This window comes from Phytopseudomonas flavescens (assembly GCF_900100535.1).
GTDB classification, from domain to species: Bacteria; Pseudomonadota; Gammaproteobacteria; order Pseudomonadales; family Pseudomonadaceae; genus Aquipseudomonas; species Aquipseudomonas flavescens.
Genome location: NZ_FNDG01000013.1, coordinates 75,161 through 90,043, shown reverse-complemented (window position 1 = coordinate 90,043; position 14,883 = coordinate 75,161). Strand labels below are relative to the sequence as shown.

Annotated in this window: 12 protein-coding genes; 2 read left to right on the top strand and 10 right to left on the bottom strand. The window is 63.7% G+C overall.

The genetic code is table 11. The features are described from left to right. Positions 1–144: 144 nt before the first annotated feature. Positions 145–1,461: a Na+/H+ antiporter family protein gene (locus BLR94_RS16875; protein WP_084307338.1), complete on the top strand. Its 1,317-nt coding sequence runs from the start codon at positions 145–147 to the stop codon at positions 1,459–1,461. A 140-nt stretch (positions 1,462–1,601) separates the two neighbouring features. Further along, positions 1,602–2,666, top strand: a complete 1,065-nt coding sequence (locus BLR94_RS16870) for an AI-2E family transporter (RefSeq protein ID WP_084307396.1) — start codon at positions 1,602–1,604, stop codon at positions 2,664–2,666. Positions 2,667–2,894: 228 nt separating this feature from the next. On the opposite strand, the gene nuoN is transcribed toward BLR94_RS16870, so the two are convergent. The 10 genes from nuoN to nuoE form a co-directional block, all read right to left on the bottom strand. Next, positions 2,895–4,379, bottom strand: coding sequence for an NADH-quinone oxidoreductase subunit NuoN (nuoN, locus tag BLR94_RS16865; protein ID WP_084307339.1), 1,485 nt, complete (start codon positions 4,377–4,379; stop codon positions 2,895–2,897). 32 nt (positions 4,380–4,411) lie between these two features. Further along, positions 4,412–5,941, bottom strand: a complete 1,530-nt coding sequence (gene nuoM, locus BLR94_RS16860) for an NADH-quinone oxidoreductase subunit M (protein WP_084307340.1) — start codon at positions 5,939–5,941, stop codon at positions 4,412–4,414. 41 nt (positions 5,942–5,982) lie between these two features. Beyond that, a complete protein-coding gene (gene nuoL / locus BLR94_RS16855) occupies positions 5,983–7,830 on the bottom strand; it encodes an NADH-quinone oxidoreductase subunit L (protein ID WP_084307341.1) in 1,848 nt (615 codons plus the stop codon). Beyond that, positions 7,827–8,135, bottom strand: a complete 309-nt coding sequence (nuoK, locus tag BLR94_RS16850) for an NADH-quinone oxidoreductase subunit NuoK (RefSeq protein WP_027905359.1) — start codon at positions 8,133–8,135, stop codon at positions 7,827–7,829. Before nuoK ends, nuoL begins: the two co-directional genes overlap by 4 nt. Next, positions 8,132–8,641 (bottom strand): NADH-quinone oxidoreductase subunit J, encoded by a 510-nt coding sequence (gene nuoJ / locus BLR94_RS16845; protein WP_042552631.1) that lies wholly within the window; start codon positions 8,639–8,641, stop codon positions 8,132–8,134. The genes nuoK and nuoJ overlap by 4 nt, the downstream gene beginning before the upstream one ends. Beyond that, a complete protein-coding gene (gene nuoI, locus BLR94_RS16840) occupies positions 8,641–9,189 on the bottom strand; it encodes an NADH-quinone oxidoreductase subunit NuoI (RefSeq protein ID WP_042552632.1) in 549 nt (182 codons plus the stop codon). The genes nuoJ and nuoI overlap by 1 nt, the downstream gene beginning before the upstream one ends. Before the next feature lie 11 nt (positions 9,190–9,200). Continuing rightward, positions 9,201–10,193: an NADH-quinone oxidoreductase subunit NuoH gene (gene nuoH, locus BLR94_RS16835; protein WP_084307342.1), complete on the bottom strand. Its 993-nt coding sequence runs from the start codon at positions 10,191–10,193 to the stop codon at positions 9,201–9,203. Next, positions 10,190–12,919 (bottom strand): NADH-quinone oxidoreductase subunit NuoG, encoded by a 2,730-nt coding sequence (nuoG, locus tag BLR94_RS16830; RefSeq protein ID WP_084307343.1) that lies wholly within the window; start codon positions 12,917–12,919, stop codon positions 10,190–10,192. Before nuoG ends, nuoH begins: the two co-directional genes overlap by 4 nt. Positions 12,920–13,025: 106 nt before the next feature. Continuing rightward, positions 13,026–14,384, bottom strand: coding sequence for an NADH-quinone oxidoreductase subunit NuoF (gene nuoF / locus BLR94_RS16825; RefSeq protein WP_084307344.1), 1,359 nt, complete (start codon positions 14,382–14,384; stop codon positions 13,026–13,028). Further along, positions 14,381–14,881 (bottom strand): NADH-quinone oxidoreductase subunit NuoE, encoded by a 501-nt coding sequence (gene nuoE, locus BLR94_RS16820; RefSeq protein WP_084307345.1) that lies wholly within the window; start codon positions 14,879–14,881, stop codon positions 14,381–14,383. Before nuoE ends, nuoF begins: the two co-directional genes overlap by 4 nt. Between the last annotated feature and the right edge of the window lie 2 nt (positions 14,882–14,883).

Below are 14,883 nucleotides of genomic sequence, written 5' to 3'. Positions count from 1 at the left end.
GTTTGGGCTATTTGCTTAGAACCATTCTCGACGGCAGCGGAGGATGACGCTGCCGATGCCGATTTTTGACACCTGGGACAGCTTCCGGCAGAGTGCGACGCTTTTTGTGGCCTGCTGCCCAGGCGGCCACTCCAGGAGCCGTTCATGAATGCAGTTATCGCCGCTGTTGGCATCATGCTGATTCTCAGCCTTTGCCGGGTGCACGTGGTGGTGGCGCTGATCGTCGGTGCCCTGGCTGGCGGGATGATCGGCGGCCTGGGCATCGAAGGCTCCCTGGCCGCGTTCAACAAGGGCCTGGGCGGCGGCGCCACCGTGGCACTTTCCTATGCATTGCTGGGCGCCTTCGCCGTGGCGATCGCCAGATCCGGGTTGGCCCATGCCTTGGCCGACAAGGTGCTGGTGCTGGTCGGCCGGCAGGACGAGCAAGGCGGCGGCTCGCTGAAGTGGCTGCTGGTGGCCCTGCTGCTGGTGGTGGCGATCTGCTCACAAAACATCCTGCCGATTCATATCGCCTTCATTCCCCTGTTGGTGCCACCTTTGTTGTACGTGATCACGCGGCTGCAAATCGATCGGCGGCTGATCGCCTGCGTGCTGACCTTCGGCCTGATCACGCCTTACATGTTCCTGCCGGTGGGCTTCGGCAATATCTTCCTCAACGAAATCCTCCTGGCCAACGTGGTACGCAGCGGCGTGGACGTGACGGGTGTGAACGTCAGCCATGCCATGCTGATTCCCGCCATGGGCATGGTCTGCGGCCTGCTGCTGGCGCTCTTCAGTTACCGCCGCAAGCGCGGCTACGACCTGGCGCTGGTCGAACGCACCGAGCGTGTGGAGATCGCTTACAACTTCCATAGCCTGGCGGTGGCCGGCGTCGCCGTGGCAATCGCCTTCGCCGCGCAACTGTGGCTCGACTCGATGATCATCGGTGCATTGCTCGGTTTCGTGGTGTTTTCCGCTTCGGGCATCGTGCGCTGGAAGGAAACCGATGACCTGTTCACCGAAGGCATGAAGATGATGGCGATGATCGGCTTCATCATGATCGCCGCCTCGGGTTTCGCCGAAGTGATGCGCGAGACGGGTGAGGTGAAAGGGCTGGTAGACGCCAGCGCCGAATGGATCGGCGACAGCAAGGGCCTGGGCGTGCTGATGATGCTGTTGGTCGGTTTGCTGGTGACCATGGGCATCGGCTCGTCGTTTTCCACGGTGCCGATCATTGCCGCGATCTTTGTGCCGCTCTGTGTGCAACTGGGTTTCAGCCCGCTGGCTACGGTGTGCATCGTCGGCACCGCCGGCGCCATTGGCGATGCCGGTTCGCCTGCCTCGGATTCGACCCTTGGGCCGACCGCGGGCCTGAATGTCGATGGCCAGCACAATCATATCTGGGACACCGTGGTGCCCACCTTTGTGCACTACAACCTGCCGCTGCTGGTGTTCGGCTGGATCGCCGCGATGGTGCTGTAGCACGCCGCGCGCTGCCTGCAGGAAAAGGCCTGAGGTGGGTCGGGTCGCTGTCGTTGGCTTGAGCGGCGCCCATTGAATATGTGTCGCACTTTGTGGGGCGGGCAGGAGACTAACGGGCATACCCCTCCTGTGATATGACCATGCCCACGACCTCCCTCGAAAACAAGACGTTCATCCTGCTGCTCGTTCTGGTGACGATCGCTTTCATCTGGATCCTCATGCCGTTCTACGGGGCGGTGTTCTGGGCGATGGCTCTGGCGGTGGTGTTCACGCCACTGCAGCGGCGCATGGCGCGGCGCATCGGCGGGCGCGGTAACCTGTCGGCCTTGCTGACACTGTTGATCTGCCTGCTGGTGGCCATCCTGCCGGTGATCTTCATCACCTCGGCGATGGTCGCCGAAGGCACCAGCATCTATCAGCGTATCGAGTCCGGCGAGCTGGATGTCGGTGCCTACGTCACCAGCACCAAGGAGATGCTGCCAGCGTTCCTGCAGCACCAGATCGACCGCATCGGCATGGGCAATCTGGACGGCTTGCGCGAGCAGATTTCCAACGGTGCCGCTGCGGGCAGCCAGTACCTGGCGACCAAGGTCTTCGCCATCGGCCAGGGCACGTTCGAGTTCGTCGTCAGCTTCTTCATCATGCTGTACCTGCTGTTCTTCCTGTTGCGTGACGGCCAGGAGCTGGTTCGTGACATCCGCATGGCGATTCCGCTGACCGACAACACCAAGCGCCGCCTGCAGATCAAGTTCACCCGGGTGGTTCGCGCCACGGTCAAGGGCAATATCGTGGTGGCTGCGGTGCAGGGTGCCCTGGGCGGCCTGATCTTCTGGGTGCTGGGCATCTCCAGCCCCTTGCTGTGGGGGGTGCTGATGGCCTTCCTGTCGTTGCTGCCGGCTGCAGGTGCGGGGATCGTCTGGGCGCCGGTGGCTCTTTACCTGTTGCTCAGCGGCAGTGTTTGGCAAGGGGTGGTGCTGATCCTCTTCGGGGTGCTGGTGATCGGCCTGGTGGACAACATCCTGCGTCCGATCCTGGTCGGCAAGGACACGCGTATGCCCGACTACCTGATCCTGATTTCCACCCTCGGCGGCATGGCCTTGCTGGGCCTCAACGGCTTCGTTCTCGGCCCATTGGTTGCGGCGTTGTTCGTCGCCAGCTGGAACCTGTTCAGCGCAGGCAAGAAAACGGTCAGATTGCCCGAATAGGTTTCCACGTAAACCAAAACGGCTGCCCCAGGGCAGCCGTTTTGGCTTGTCACGCATGCGTATCGAATGGTCGGTAGCCCCCCTGGGAGCGCTGGCCGCCGTCTCGCAATTCATCCTGCGCATCACGTCGTTCAGCGTCAGGCAGCGGTCGCCATGGGGGCGGGCAACTGTCGGGCTGCTGGATGAAAAATGGCTGCCCTTGGGCAGCCATTTCTCGTTGCAGCACAATCAGAGCGCGGCGCTGAGGCCTGCCTGCTGCACCAGATCCAGCAACGGTTGCGGGTAGACGCCGAGGATGAAGGCGAGAATGGTCACCAGGATCAGCATGATCCCACCGGCACGCTGACCCCAGTTGAACTGGGCATCGTGGCGATGCAGATTGGGCTCGACCAGGAACAGCGTGACCATCACCCGCAGATAGTAGAACACCGCAATGGCGCTGCCCAGGATCAGCGCACCGATCAGCCACCACAGCTGTGCCTGCACACCTGCGGCAATGACGTAGAACTTGCCGATGAAGCCCGCGGTGAGCGGGATACCGGCCAGCGACAGCATCATCACCGTGAGCACCGCGGTCAGGTACGGACGGCGCCAGAACAGGCCACGGTACTCGTACAGCGCGTCAGCATCACGGCCATTGTAGGGCGTGGACATCAGGGTGATCACACCGAACGCGCCAAGGCTGGTCAGCACGTAGGTGGCCATGTACACGCCGATGGCTTCCACGGCCAGGCCCTTGCTGGCGATCAGTGCCACCAGCAGATAACCGAAGTGGGCGATGGACGAATAACCGAGCAGACGCTTGAGGTTGTTCTGCACCAGAGCCAGCAGGTTGCCGAACAGGATCGAGGCGATGGCGATGACCGTCAGCAGGTCGTTCAGCCAGCCGCCGGCGGTGGCCGGAGAGAGCTGATAAAGACGCAGCAGCACGGCGAACACCGCAACCTTGCTGGCCGTGGCCAGGAACGCGGCGACAGGAGCCGGAGCACCTTCGTAGACGTCTGGCGTCCACAGGTGGAACGGCACCATGGACAGCTTGAACGCCAGGCCGATGAGCATCATGCCGATGCCGATCTGCACCAGTTGACTGCCGCTGGCACCGGCCAGACTGGCACCGATCTCGGCGAAGCTCAGGCTGCCGGCGTCGGCATACAGCAGCGCCATGCCGAACAGCAGGAAGGCACTGCCGGCTGCCGACAGCACCATGTACTTGATACCGGCTTCCAGGGAGCGTTTGTTGAAGTAGGCGTAGGCGATCATCCCGTAGGTCGGTACCGAGAGCAGCTCCAGGCCGATGAACAGGCCCGCCAGGTGCTCGGTGCTGACCAGCACCAGGCCGCCGGCAGCGGAGAGCAGCAGCAGGAGATACATCTCCTCGCGGTTGCGCGGGTAGCCCTTGGTCTTGCCGTCGTCGACCGTCGCCTCGCCCAGGTAGGCGTGGGTCAGGGTCACGCAGGCCAGCGTCGCGATCAGCACCAGCGCCATGTAGTAACAGGCGAAGCTGTCGATCTGCATCAGCGGGGTGACCTGCAGCGGGGTGACGCCGAGGGTCGGCAGCAGCGACAGCAGCGCCGCGTTGAGGCCGATCACCGAGAGCACGAAGGTCAGCGCGTGGCTGCGTTTCCAGGCGATGGCCAGCATCACCACTACCACGGTGGCGCAGGTGACCAGCAGCGGGAGCAGGGCGATCAGGTGTTGGGTGGTGAATTGCACAGCGTGATGTTCCATAAATTTGAACCCTTACCCTATCGGCTCGAAGCGAGTTGATCGAGGGCGCCGCTGAACCACTGCTGCACGCCTTGCATGCTGGCGGCAGAGGTATCGAGCACCGGCTGCGGGTAAACGCCGAGCAGAATCAGCAGCACGGCCAGGCACAGCACCATGCTCAGCTCACGCACTTGCAAGCCTGGCAGTGGGCTGTCGTTCTTGACCGGGCCGAAGTGCGCGCGATGGATCATGATCAGCGAATACACCGAGCCCAATACCAGGCCGGTCGCCGCGACCACGGTGACCCAGGGCGCGGTCGGGAAGCTGCCGATCAGGATCAGGAACTCGCCGACGAAGTTGCCCGTGCCCGGCAGACCGAGAGCGGCAGCGGCGAAGAACAGGCTCAACGCCGGCAGCCAGGACATGCGTGCCCAGATGCCGCCCATCTCACGCATGTCGCGGGTGTGCAGGCGTTCGTACAGCTGGCCGCAGAGGATGAACAACGCAGCAGCCGACAGGCCGTGAGCCATCATCTGCACCACCGCGCCCTGCAGGGCGATCTGGCTGCCGGAGTAGATGGCGATCAGCACGAAGCCCATATGCGACACGCTGGAGTAGGCCACCAGGCGCTTGATGTCGGTCTGCGCGAAGGACAGCAATGCGCCGTAGATGATCGCGAACACGCCCAGGTACATGGCGATGGGCGCGAACTCGGCGGAAGCATTGGGGAACAGGGGCAGCGCGAAACGCAGCAGGCCGTAGGCCGCAGTCTTCAGCAGGATACCGGCCAGGTCCACGGAACCGGCGGTCGGTGCCTGAGCGTGAGCGTCCGGCAGCCAGGAGTGGAAGGGCACCACCGGGAACTTCACCGCGAAGGCGATGAAGAAGCCGAGCATCAGCAGGTATTCGGTGCCTTCCGACAGTTCGGTCTTGAGCAGGTCCGCGTAGTTGAAGGTGAACACGCCGGTCTGGTTGAAGTGCACGAACACCAGGCCGAGGATCGCAACCAGCATCACCAAGCCGCTGGCCTGCGTGAAGATGAAGAACTTGGTGGCCGCGTTGATGCGGCTCTTGCCAGGGCTGCCGCTATGACCCCAGAGCGCGATGAGGAAATACATCGGCACCAGCATCATTTCCCAGAAGAAGAAGAACAGGAACAGATCGATGGCCAGGAACACGCCGACCACGCCGCCGAGGATCCACATCAGGTTGAGGTGGAAGAAGCCGACGCGGTTCTGGATCTCGTTCCACGAGCAGAGCACCGAGAGCACACCGAGCAGGCCGGTGAGGGTGACCATCAGTACCGACAGGCCATCCATCGCCAGGTGAATGCTGATGCCGAAGCGCTCGATCCAGCGCACCTGGAACTCGTGGGCCCAGCGTGGCTCGGCACCCGGCGCTGGCGCCAGGCTGAAGTCGCCGGTACCCCACAGCCAAAGGCCGAGGCCGAACAGCAGGGACATGGTCAGCAGCGCGATCCAGCGCGGCAGGGTTCCGCCGAAGCGCTCCGCCTGCCAGCACAACAGGCCGCCGATGAAGGGAATCAGGATTAGCCAAGGCAGAATCATGACGGGCGAGTTTCCTTAGAAAAAGTATTCGGGATCATCGGTCAGGCCAGCAACACGGCGGCGAGCACCAGCACGGCGCCCCCGGCGATGGAGATGGCGTACCAGCGCAGATACCCGGTCTCGCTGCGGCTCAACACGCCATGACCGCCACGCGCCAGGCGCGGGATTATGCCAATGGCACCGTCGATGGGGTCGCGGGCGAGCACGCGGCAGAGCAGCAGGTAGGGCTGCACGAAAATCTTGTCGTAAAGCCAGTCGAAGCCCCAGGCGGCGAACCACCAGGCCGACAGGAAGCGACCCGGCGCGCTGCTGGCGACGGCGTTCACGAAACTGCGCTTGCCGAGGAACAGCATGGCCGCCAGCAGGATGCCGGCCAGGGCGATGCAGCCCGAGACGATTTCCAGGCTGTGCTTGGCTTCGCCACCGGCATGGCCGGCGCTCTGTGGCAACACGCCAGCCAGCGGCGGGGTGATCCAGGCGCCGATGAAGGTCGACAGCACGATCAGCACCAGCAGCGGCAGGTTGTGGGCAATGCCATGACCGGCATGGGCTTCGGTCTTCTGCTCGCCATGGAAGGCGATGAAGATCAGCCGGAAGGTGTAGATCGAAGTCATGAAGGCGCCCAGCAGGCCGGCGTAGAGCAGGCCGGAGTTACCGCTGGCGAAGGCTTCCCAGAGGATCTCGTCCTTGGAATAGAAGCCCACGGTGATCAGCGGCAGCGCCGCCAGGGCCGAGCCACCGACGATGAAGCTGGCGTAGGCCAGTGGCAGCTTCTTCCACAGGCCGCCCATCTTGAAGATGTTCTGCTCGTGGTGGCAGGCATGGATCACCGAACCGGAGGCCAGGAACAGCAGCGCCTTGAAGAACGCGTGGGTCATCAGGTGGAAGATCGCCGCGTCCCAGGCACCAACGCCCAGGGCCAGGAACATGTAGCCGATCTGGCTCATGGTCGAGTAGGCGAGGATGCGTTTGATGTCGGTCTGTACCAGGGCGGCGAAACCCGCCAGCACCAGGGTCACGCCACCGACGATGCCGACCAGCTGGAGAATCTCCGGGGTCAGCAGGAACAGGCCGTTGGTGCGGGCGATCAGGTAGACGCCCGCGGTGACCATGGTGGCGGCGTGGATCAGTGCCGAAACCGGGGTCGGACCGGCCATGGCGTCGGCCAGCCAGGTCTGCAGCGGCAACTGGGCGGATTTGCCGACCGCGCCGCCGAGCAGCATCAGGGTCGCCAGCCACAGCCAGGTATCGCCAGCCGCGTACTTCTGCGGGGCCAGCACCATCAGTTCCTGAATGTTCAGGGTGCCGAGGTTGAGGAACAGCAGGAACAGGCCGATCATCAGGAACACGTCACCGATGCGGGTGACGATGAAGGCCTTCAGCGCCGCGTTGCCGTTGGGCACGTGCTTGTAATAGAAGCCGATCAGCAGGTACGAGCACAGGCCCACGCCTTCCCAGCCGAAGAACAGGGTCATCAGGTTGTCGCCCAGCACCAGCAGCAACATGCTGAAGATGAACAGGTTGGTGTAGGAGAGGAAGCGCGAGTAACCCTCTTCACCCCGCATGTACCAGCTGGCGAACAGGTGGATCAGGAAGCCCACGCCGGTGACCACGCCGAGCATGGTCAGCGACAGGCCGTCCAGATACAGGGTGAAGTTCGGCGCCAGGCCATCGACGCTCATCCACTGCCACAGGGTCTGGGTGTACACCCCGCCTGCCGGTGGTGCGCTGTTGAACTGCCACATGATCCAGGCGGTGGTCAGTGCCGACAGGCCGACCGAGCCGACGCCGATCAGTGCCGCGCTGCCTTCGCTCAGGCGACCACGGGAGAAGGCCAGGATGAACCAGCCGATCAATGGGAACAGTAGGGTCAGGAATAGGACGTTCATCCGCGCATCTCGCTGGCTGCGTCGATATCGAGGGTGTGGAAGCGGCGATACAGTTGCAGCAGGATCGCCAGGCCGATGCTCGCTTCGGCAGCCGCCAGGGCGATGACCAGAATGAACATGATCTGCCCGTCAGCCTGGCCCCAGCGCGCACCGGCCACGACGAAGGCCAGGGCTGCGGCGTTCATCATCACTTCCAGGCTCATCAGCACGAACAGGATGTTGCGGCGCACCATCAGGCCGACCAGGCCGAGACTGAACAGCACGCCGGCCAGCGCCAGGCCGTGCTCCATTGGAATACCGTTCATGGCGTAGCGTCCTTGATATCATTGCGGCCCAGGTGATAGGCGGCGACCAGCGCGGCAAGCAGCAGCATGGAAGCCAGCTCCACGGCCAGCAGATAAGGGCCGAACAGGTGAATGCCGACGGCTTTGGCATCGACCGTGGTATGGCCTATGGTGGCACCGCTCGGTACGGCGAACAGCACGTACAGCAGCTGCCCCAGCAGTACGGCGGACAGCAGTGCCGGGCCGATCCAGATGCCCGGGCTGAGCCAGGTGCGTTCCTGCTCGACCGAGGCTGGGCCGAGGTTGAGCATCATCACCACGAACACGAACAGCACCATGATGGCGCCGGCGTAGACGATGATCTCCAGGGCGCCGGCAAACGGCGCACCCAGGCTGAAGAACACCATGGAAACGGCCAGCAGCGAGATGATCAGGTAGAGCAGGGCGTGCACCGGGTTCTTGCTGGTGATCACGCCCAGGGTCGAGGCGACCGCGACCCCGGCAGAGAAGTAGAAGGCGAATTCCATTATGGCAACAACCCTTTGACGTTGATCGGCTCGGCTTCATCCTGCGCGGCGCCCTTGGGCTTGCCGGCAATGGCCATGCCGGCCACGCGGTAGAAGTTGTAGTCCGGGTTCTTGCCAGGGCCGGAGATCAGCAGATCCTCTTTCTCGTAGACCAGATCCTGACGCTTGTACTCGCCCATCTCGAAATCCGGGGTGAGCTGGATCGCGGTGGTCGGGCAGGCTTCCTCGCACAGGCCGCAGAAGATGCAGCGCGAGAAGTTGATGCGGAAGAAGTCCGGGTACCAGCGACCGTCCTCGGTTTCCGCCTTCTGCAGCGAGATGCAGCCCACCGGGCAGGCCACGGCGCACAGGTTGCAGGCCACGCAGCGCTCTTCGCCGTCGGGGTCGCGGGTCAGCACGATGCGCCCCCGGTAGCGTGGCGGCAGGTAAACCTGTTCTTCCGGGTATTGCAGGGTGTCGCGCTTGCGGAAACCATGGCCAAAGACCATCACCAGGCTGCGCAACTGGGTCGCGGTACCGACCAGTACGTCCCAAATGTATTTGAACATCGCTTTTCTCCTTACTGGGCCGTGGCCAGCACAACGGCGCCGGTCACCAGCAGGTTGATCAGGGTCAGCGGCAGACAGAACTTCCAGCTGAAGGCCATGACCTGGTCATACCGTGGGCGCGGGATGGAGGCGCGCAGCAGGATGAAGATCATGATGAAGAAGCAAGTCTTGATCGCGAACCAGAAGAACGGGATCTGCGGCAGGATGCCGAACGGGCCGTGCCAGCCGCCGAAGAACAGGGTCACCAGCAGCGCGGAAATGGTCACGATGCCGATGTATTCACCGACGAAGAACATGCCCCATTTCATGCCGGCATACTCGATGTGGTAGCCGTCGGCCAGTTCCTGTTCCGCTTCCGGCTGGTCGAAGGGGTGACGGTGCGTCACGGCCACACCCGCGATGAAGAAGGTACAGAAGCCGAAGAACTGCGGAATGATGAACCACAGGTTCTGCGCCTGGTAGTCGACGATATCGCGCATGTTGAACGAGCCGACCTGAGCGACGATGCCCATCAGCGCCAGGGCCAGGAACACCTCGTAGGAGATGGTCTGGGCCGAAGCGCGCAGGCTGCCGAGCAGGGCGAACTTGTTGTTGCTCGACCAGCCGGCGAACAGCACGGCGTACACCGACAGACCCGCCATGGCGAAGAAGAACAGGATGCCGATGTTCAGGTCCGCCACACCCCAGTTGGGGGTGATCGGGATGATCGCGAAGGCGATCAGCATCGCGCCCATGGCGATCACCGGAGCCAGGGTGAAGATCACCTTGTCGGCGAACGGTGGCGTCCAGTCTTCCTTGAAGAACATCTTCAGCATGTCCGCAGCGATCTGGAACATGCCGAACGGGCCGACCCGGTTGGGGCCGTAGCGATCCTGCCACCAGCCGAGCAGACGGCGCTCGACGAAGCTCAGCAGGGCGCCGGTGACCACCACCGCAAGCAGGATGACGATAGCCTTGAGCACTTCCTGAATGATGTCGAGCACCTGGGGCGTCAGCCAACTCATTGCGCGGCCTCCCCGATGTTGGTCACGGCAGCACCGGCGATGCCAGCAGGAATGCCTGCCAGGCCCGCTGGCAAGCCAACCAGGCCGATACCCAGCTCTTCGCTGACGCGCAGTGGCAGGCGCAGGTTTTGGCCGTTGACCTTCAGTTGCAGCAGGGCGCCGTCGTTGACACCGAGGCGATCGGCTTCATCCTTGGCCAGTGCAACGTAGGCCTCAGGCGTGCGTTCGGCGATCGGCGCGGCGCGCGAGGACATTTCCTCGCTGCCGAACAGGTGGTGCAGCGGTACTGCCTGCCAGGTGCCCTGAGCCGGGTTGAAGGCCGTTGGCGCGCTGAACCAGCCCAGGTTTCCACCTTTGGCTTCGATCAGGCGTACGCCTGGGTCGCCCGCACGCAGGTGACCACCGACTTCGTCCTGAAACTTGTTCCAGGCCTGGGGCGAGTTCCAGCCTGGTGACCAGGCGAAGGGGATCTGCTGACGGTCTTCCTTGCTGCCCGAATAGCCTTCCATGGAGAACGCGAAGGCCGAGTCCTTGTCCTGGGGCTGACGTGGTTCGTGCACGCTGATGTTGGCGCGCATGGCGGTACGCCCGCTGTAGCGGTGCGGCTCACGAGCGAGCTTGAGGCCCTTGATGCGGAACGAGGCGCTTGGTGCGGCATCACGGATGCCTGCCAGCTCGGTATTGCTGGCCGCGCAGGCGGCGGTGACCTGATCCAACTGCGTCCAGTCCACGCCACGATTGTGCAGCGTACTTTGCAACGCGTGCAGCCAGCGCCAGCCTTCACGCACCAGGATATTGGCGTCGTAGTAGGACGGGTCGTAGACCTGGAAGAAGCGCTGAGCACGGCCTTCCTGGCTGACCAGGGTACCGTCGCCTTCGGCGAAACTGGCGGCCGGCAGCAGCAGGTGCGCCTTGGCCGTGGTGGCGGTGCTCTGATGATCGGCGACGATTACCACCTTGGCGGCTGCCAGGGCAGCGTCGACACGTGCAGCGTCAGCGCGGTGGTAGAGGTCGTTTTCCAGCACCACCAGGGCATCGGCCTGGCCCGAGGTGAGCGCGTGCAGCGCGTCGTCCAGGCTGTTGCCGGCGAATTTGTCGCCCATCAGCAGGGCCAGGCCCATGCTGTTGGCTTCCGGCACCACCAGGCTGATGGAACCGTTCTTGTCGCGATTCTTCAGGGCGCTGGCGATGTTCGCCGCTGCTTCGATCAGGGCGCGGTTACCCAGCGAAGCGCCGGATACGATCAGCGGGCGCTTGGCGTTCAAGAGCGCGTCGGCGATGCGTTGCACCAGTTCGGCGGCTTCAGCTTCCAGACCTTCGACTGCCGGGGCGCTCGGGTCAATGGCGTGAGCCACGGCGAAACCGATACGCGCGAGGTCGTCCGGCGCGGCGTGTACGCACTGCTCGGCAACATCGTCGAGGCGCGTGGCGGTGACGCTGGCGATGAACAGCGGGTTGAGCGCGTGCTGGGCGACGTTCTGCACCGCAGCCATGTGCCAGTCCTGAATCTTCGCACCGGCCGCGATCTCGGTGGCCTTGCCCTTGACCGACTGGCGCAGCGCCAGAGCGATACGGGCGGCGGTCTGGGTCAGGTCTTCACCGAGCACGAATACCGCGTCGTGGTCTTCGATATCGCGCAGGGTTGGCACCGGCAGCGGGCCGTTCTGCAGCACGTCACGGATCAGACGGACGTTGGCCTGCTCAGGCGCCGCGATACCGGAATAGAAGTTGTCGTTACCGACCAGTTCGCGCAGGGCGAAGTTGCCCTCCAGGCTGGCACGCGGCGAACCGATACCGATCACCTTGCGGTTCTTCAGCAGGGCAGCGGCCTGATCGAGGGCGGCATCGAGGCCCATCTTCATCTTGCTGAGCACCATCAGCGGCTGACGCGGACGGTCTTCGCGGTTGACGTAGCCATAACCGAAACGGCCACGGTCGCAAAGGAAGTAGCCGTTCACCGAGCCGTTGAAGCGGTTTTCGATGCGGCGCACTTCGCCATAGCGCTCGCCCGGGCTGGTGTTGCAGCCGCTGGAGCAGCCATGGCAGATGCTCGGCGCGAACTGCATGTCCCACTTGCGGTTGTAGCGCTCGGAGTGGGTCTTGTCGGTGAACACGCCGGTCGGGCAGACCTCGACCAGGTTGCCGGAGAACTCGCTTTCCAGGGTGCCGTCTTCGACACGGCCGAAATACACGTTGTCGTGGGCCCCATAGACACCCAGATCGGTACCACCTGCGTAGTCCTTGTAGTAGCGCACGCAGCGGTAGCAGGCGATGCAGCGGTTCATCTCGTGGGCGATGAACGGGCCGAGTTCCTGGTTCTGGTGAGTACGCTTGGTGAAGCGATAACGACGGGCGTTGTGGCCGGTCATCACCGTCATGTCCTGCAGGTGGCAGTGGCCGCCTTCCTCGCAGACCGGGCAGTCGTGCGGGTGGTTGGTCATCAGCCATTCGACGACGCTCTTGCGGAAGGCCACGGCCTCTTCGTCGTCGATGGATATCCAGCTGTTGTCGGTGGCCGGTGTCATGCAGGACATGACCAGGCGGCCGCGCTTGTCGTTTTCGTCGCTGTACTGCTTCACCGCACACTGGCGGCAGGCGCCGACGCTGCCGAGCGCCGGGTGCCAGCAGAAGTAGGGGATATCGAGTCCGAGGGACAGACAGGCCTGCAGCAGGTTGTCCGCACCATCGACTTCGAGATCTTTGCCGTCTACGTGGATAGTGGCCATTTTCTTCAGTCTTCGTTTGCCCACCCGAAGGTGGACGGGCTAAGGGAATTCGTTGTCGTTACCCGGGCCGGACGGCGCAGTGTGCCCACCTGTCCAGCCATCAGGTTCATACTGCGTGTGCCGCCACGGGCGGCTGGATCGCGTCGGTGATCACCCCGGCGTCGAACTCCTCGCGGAAATACTTGATCGCGCTGCCCAGCGGTTCCACGGCACCCGGCGCGTGAGCGCAGAAGGTCTTGCCGGGGCCGAGGAAATTGACCAGGCCGAGGAGAGTGTCGATATCTTCGCGGGTGCCTTGCTTGCGCTCCAGGGCGCGCAGGATCTTCACGCTCCACGGCAGGCCGTCACGGCACGGCGTGCACCAGCCGCAGGATTCGCGAGCGAAGAACTCCTCCATGTTGCGCAGCAGCGAGACCATATTCACGCTGTTGTCGATGGCCAGGGCCAGGCCTGTACCCATGCGGGTGCCGACCTTGGCGATGCCGGCGGCGTACATCGACGCCTCGAGGTGCTCGGGAAGCAGGAAACCGGTGCCGGCGCCGCCTGGCTGCCAGGCCTTCAGGGTGTAACCGTCGCGCATGCCACCGGCGTAGTCTTCGAACAGTTCGCGGGCGCTGATGCCGAATGGCAGCTCCCAGATACCCGGCGTCTTGACCTTGCCGGAGAAGCCCATCAGCTTGGTGCCGTGGTCTTCGCTGCCGTCGCGGGCCAGGGATTTGTACCAGTCGACGCCGTTGGCGACGATGGCCGGCACGTTGCACAGCGTTTCGACGTTGTTGACGCAGGTCGGCTTGCCCCACACGCCCACGGCGGCCGGGAAGGGCGGCTTGGCACGAGGGTTGGCGCGACGGCCTTCCAGGGAGTTGATCAGTGCGGTTTCTTCACCGCAGATGTAGCGCCCGGCGCCGGTGTGTACGAACAGTTCGAAGTCGAAACCACTGCCCAGGATGTTCTTGCCCAGCAGGCCGGCAGCCTTGGCTTCGTCGATGGCCCGGTTGAGGTTGGCGGCCGCGTCGACGTATTCGCCGCGCAGGAAGATATAGCCGCGATAGGCTTTCAGGGCCCGGGCGCTGATCAGCATGCCTTCCACCAGCAGGTGTGGCAGCTGCTCCATGAGCATGCGGTCCTTCCAGGTGTTGGGCTCCATTTCGTCCGCGTTGCACAGCAGGTAGCGGATGTTCAGGGATTCGTCGGCGGGCATCAGGCCCCACTTCACGCCGGTGGGGAAGCCGGCACCGCCACGGCCCTTGAGGCCGGAATCCTTGACCGTCTGCACGATGTCGGCCTGGGCCACCCCTAGCGCCTTGCGGGCAGCGGCATAGCCGTTCTTCTGCTGGTATTCCTCCAGCCAGACCGGTTGCGCGTCATCGCGCAGGCGCCAGGTCAGCGGATGGGTTTCCTCGCTGCGGGCGATGCGGTTGGCCGGGCCGAAAGACGTCAGCAGGTTCGAGCTGCGACTGGTCATTGGAAATTCTCCAGCAGTTGCGCCACGCCTTCAGGTTGCACGTCACCGAAGGTCTCGTCGTCGATCATCAGCGCCGGCGCCTTGTCGCAGTTGCCCAGGCAGCACACCGGCAGCAGGGTGAAGCGGCCATCAGCGGTGGTCTGCCCAGGCACGATGCCCAGCTCGGACTTGATGCTGCCAAGGACGTTTTCATGGCCACCGATGAAGCAGGTCATGCTGTCGCACACACGGATGATGTGGCGGCCGACGGGCTGGCGGAAAATCTGGCTATAGAAGGTGGCGACACCTTCCACGTCGCTGGCCGGTATACCGAGGATCGCGCCGATGGCGTCGGCGGCGCCGTCCGGCACCCAGCCGCGCGCCTTCTGCACGATCTTCAGGGCTTCGATGGACGCCGCACGCGGGTCCTCGTAGTGATGCATCTCGTGCTCGATGGCCGAGCGCTCGGTTTCGCTGAGGGCGAAACGGTCGGTCTGAATCAGGGCTGCATTGCTCATGG

Bases quoted from the DNA above. Each gene is read 5' to 3' on its own strand.
- BLR94_RS16875 (WP_084307338.1), top strand. From the start codon at position 145: ATGAATGCAGTTATCGCCGCTGTTGGCATCATGCTGATTCTCAGCCTT.
- BLR94_RS16870 (WP_084307396.1), top strand. From the start codon at position 1,602: ATGCCCACGACCTCCCTCGAAAACAAGACGTTCATCCTGCTGCTCGTT.
- nuoM (WP_084307340.1), bottom strand. From the start codon at position 5,941: ATGATTCTGCCTTGGCTAATCCTGATTCCCTTCATCGGCGGCCTGTTG.
- nuoL (WP_084307341.1), bottom strand. From the start codon at position 7,830: ATGAACGTCCTATTCCTGACCCTACTGTTCCCATTGATCGGCTGGTTC.
- nuoK (WP_027905359.1), bottom strand. From the start codon at position 8,135: ATGAACGGTATTCCAATGGAGCACGGCCTGGCGCTGGCCGGCGTGCTG.
- nuoJ (WP_042552631.1), bottom strand. From the start codon at position 8,641: ATGGAATTCGCCTTCTACTTCTCTGCCGGGGTCGCGGTCGCCTCGACC.
- nuoI (WP_042552632.1), bottom strand. From the start codon at position 9,189: ATGTTCAAATACATTTGGGACGTACTGGTCGGTACCGCGACCCAGTTG.
- nuoH (WP_084307342.1), bottom strand. From the start codon at position 10,193: ATGAGTTGGCTGACGCCCCAGGTGCTCGACATCATTCAGGAAGTGCTC.
- nuoG (WP_084307343.1), bottom strand. From the start codon at position 12,919: ATGGCCACTATCCACGTAGACGGCAAAGATCTCGAAGTCGATGGTGCG.
- nuoF (WP_084307344.1), bottom strand. From the start codon at position 14,384: ATGACCAGTCGCAGCTCGAACCTGCTGACGTCTTTCGGCCCGGCCAAC.
- nuoE (WP_084307345.1), bottom strand. From the start codon at position 14,881: ATGAGCAATGCAGCCCTGATTCAGACCGACCGTTTCGCCCTCAGCGAA.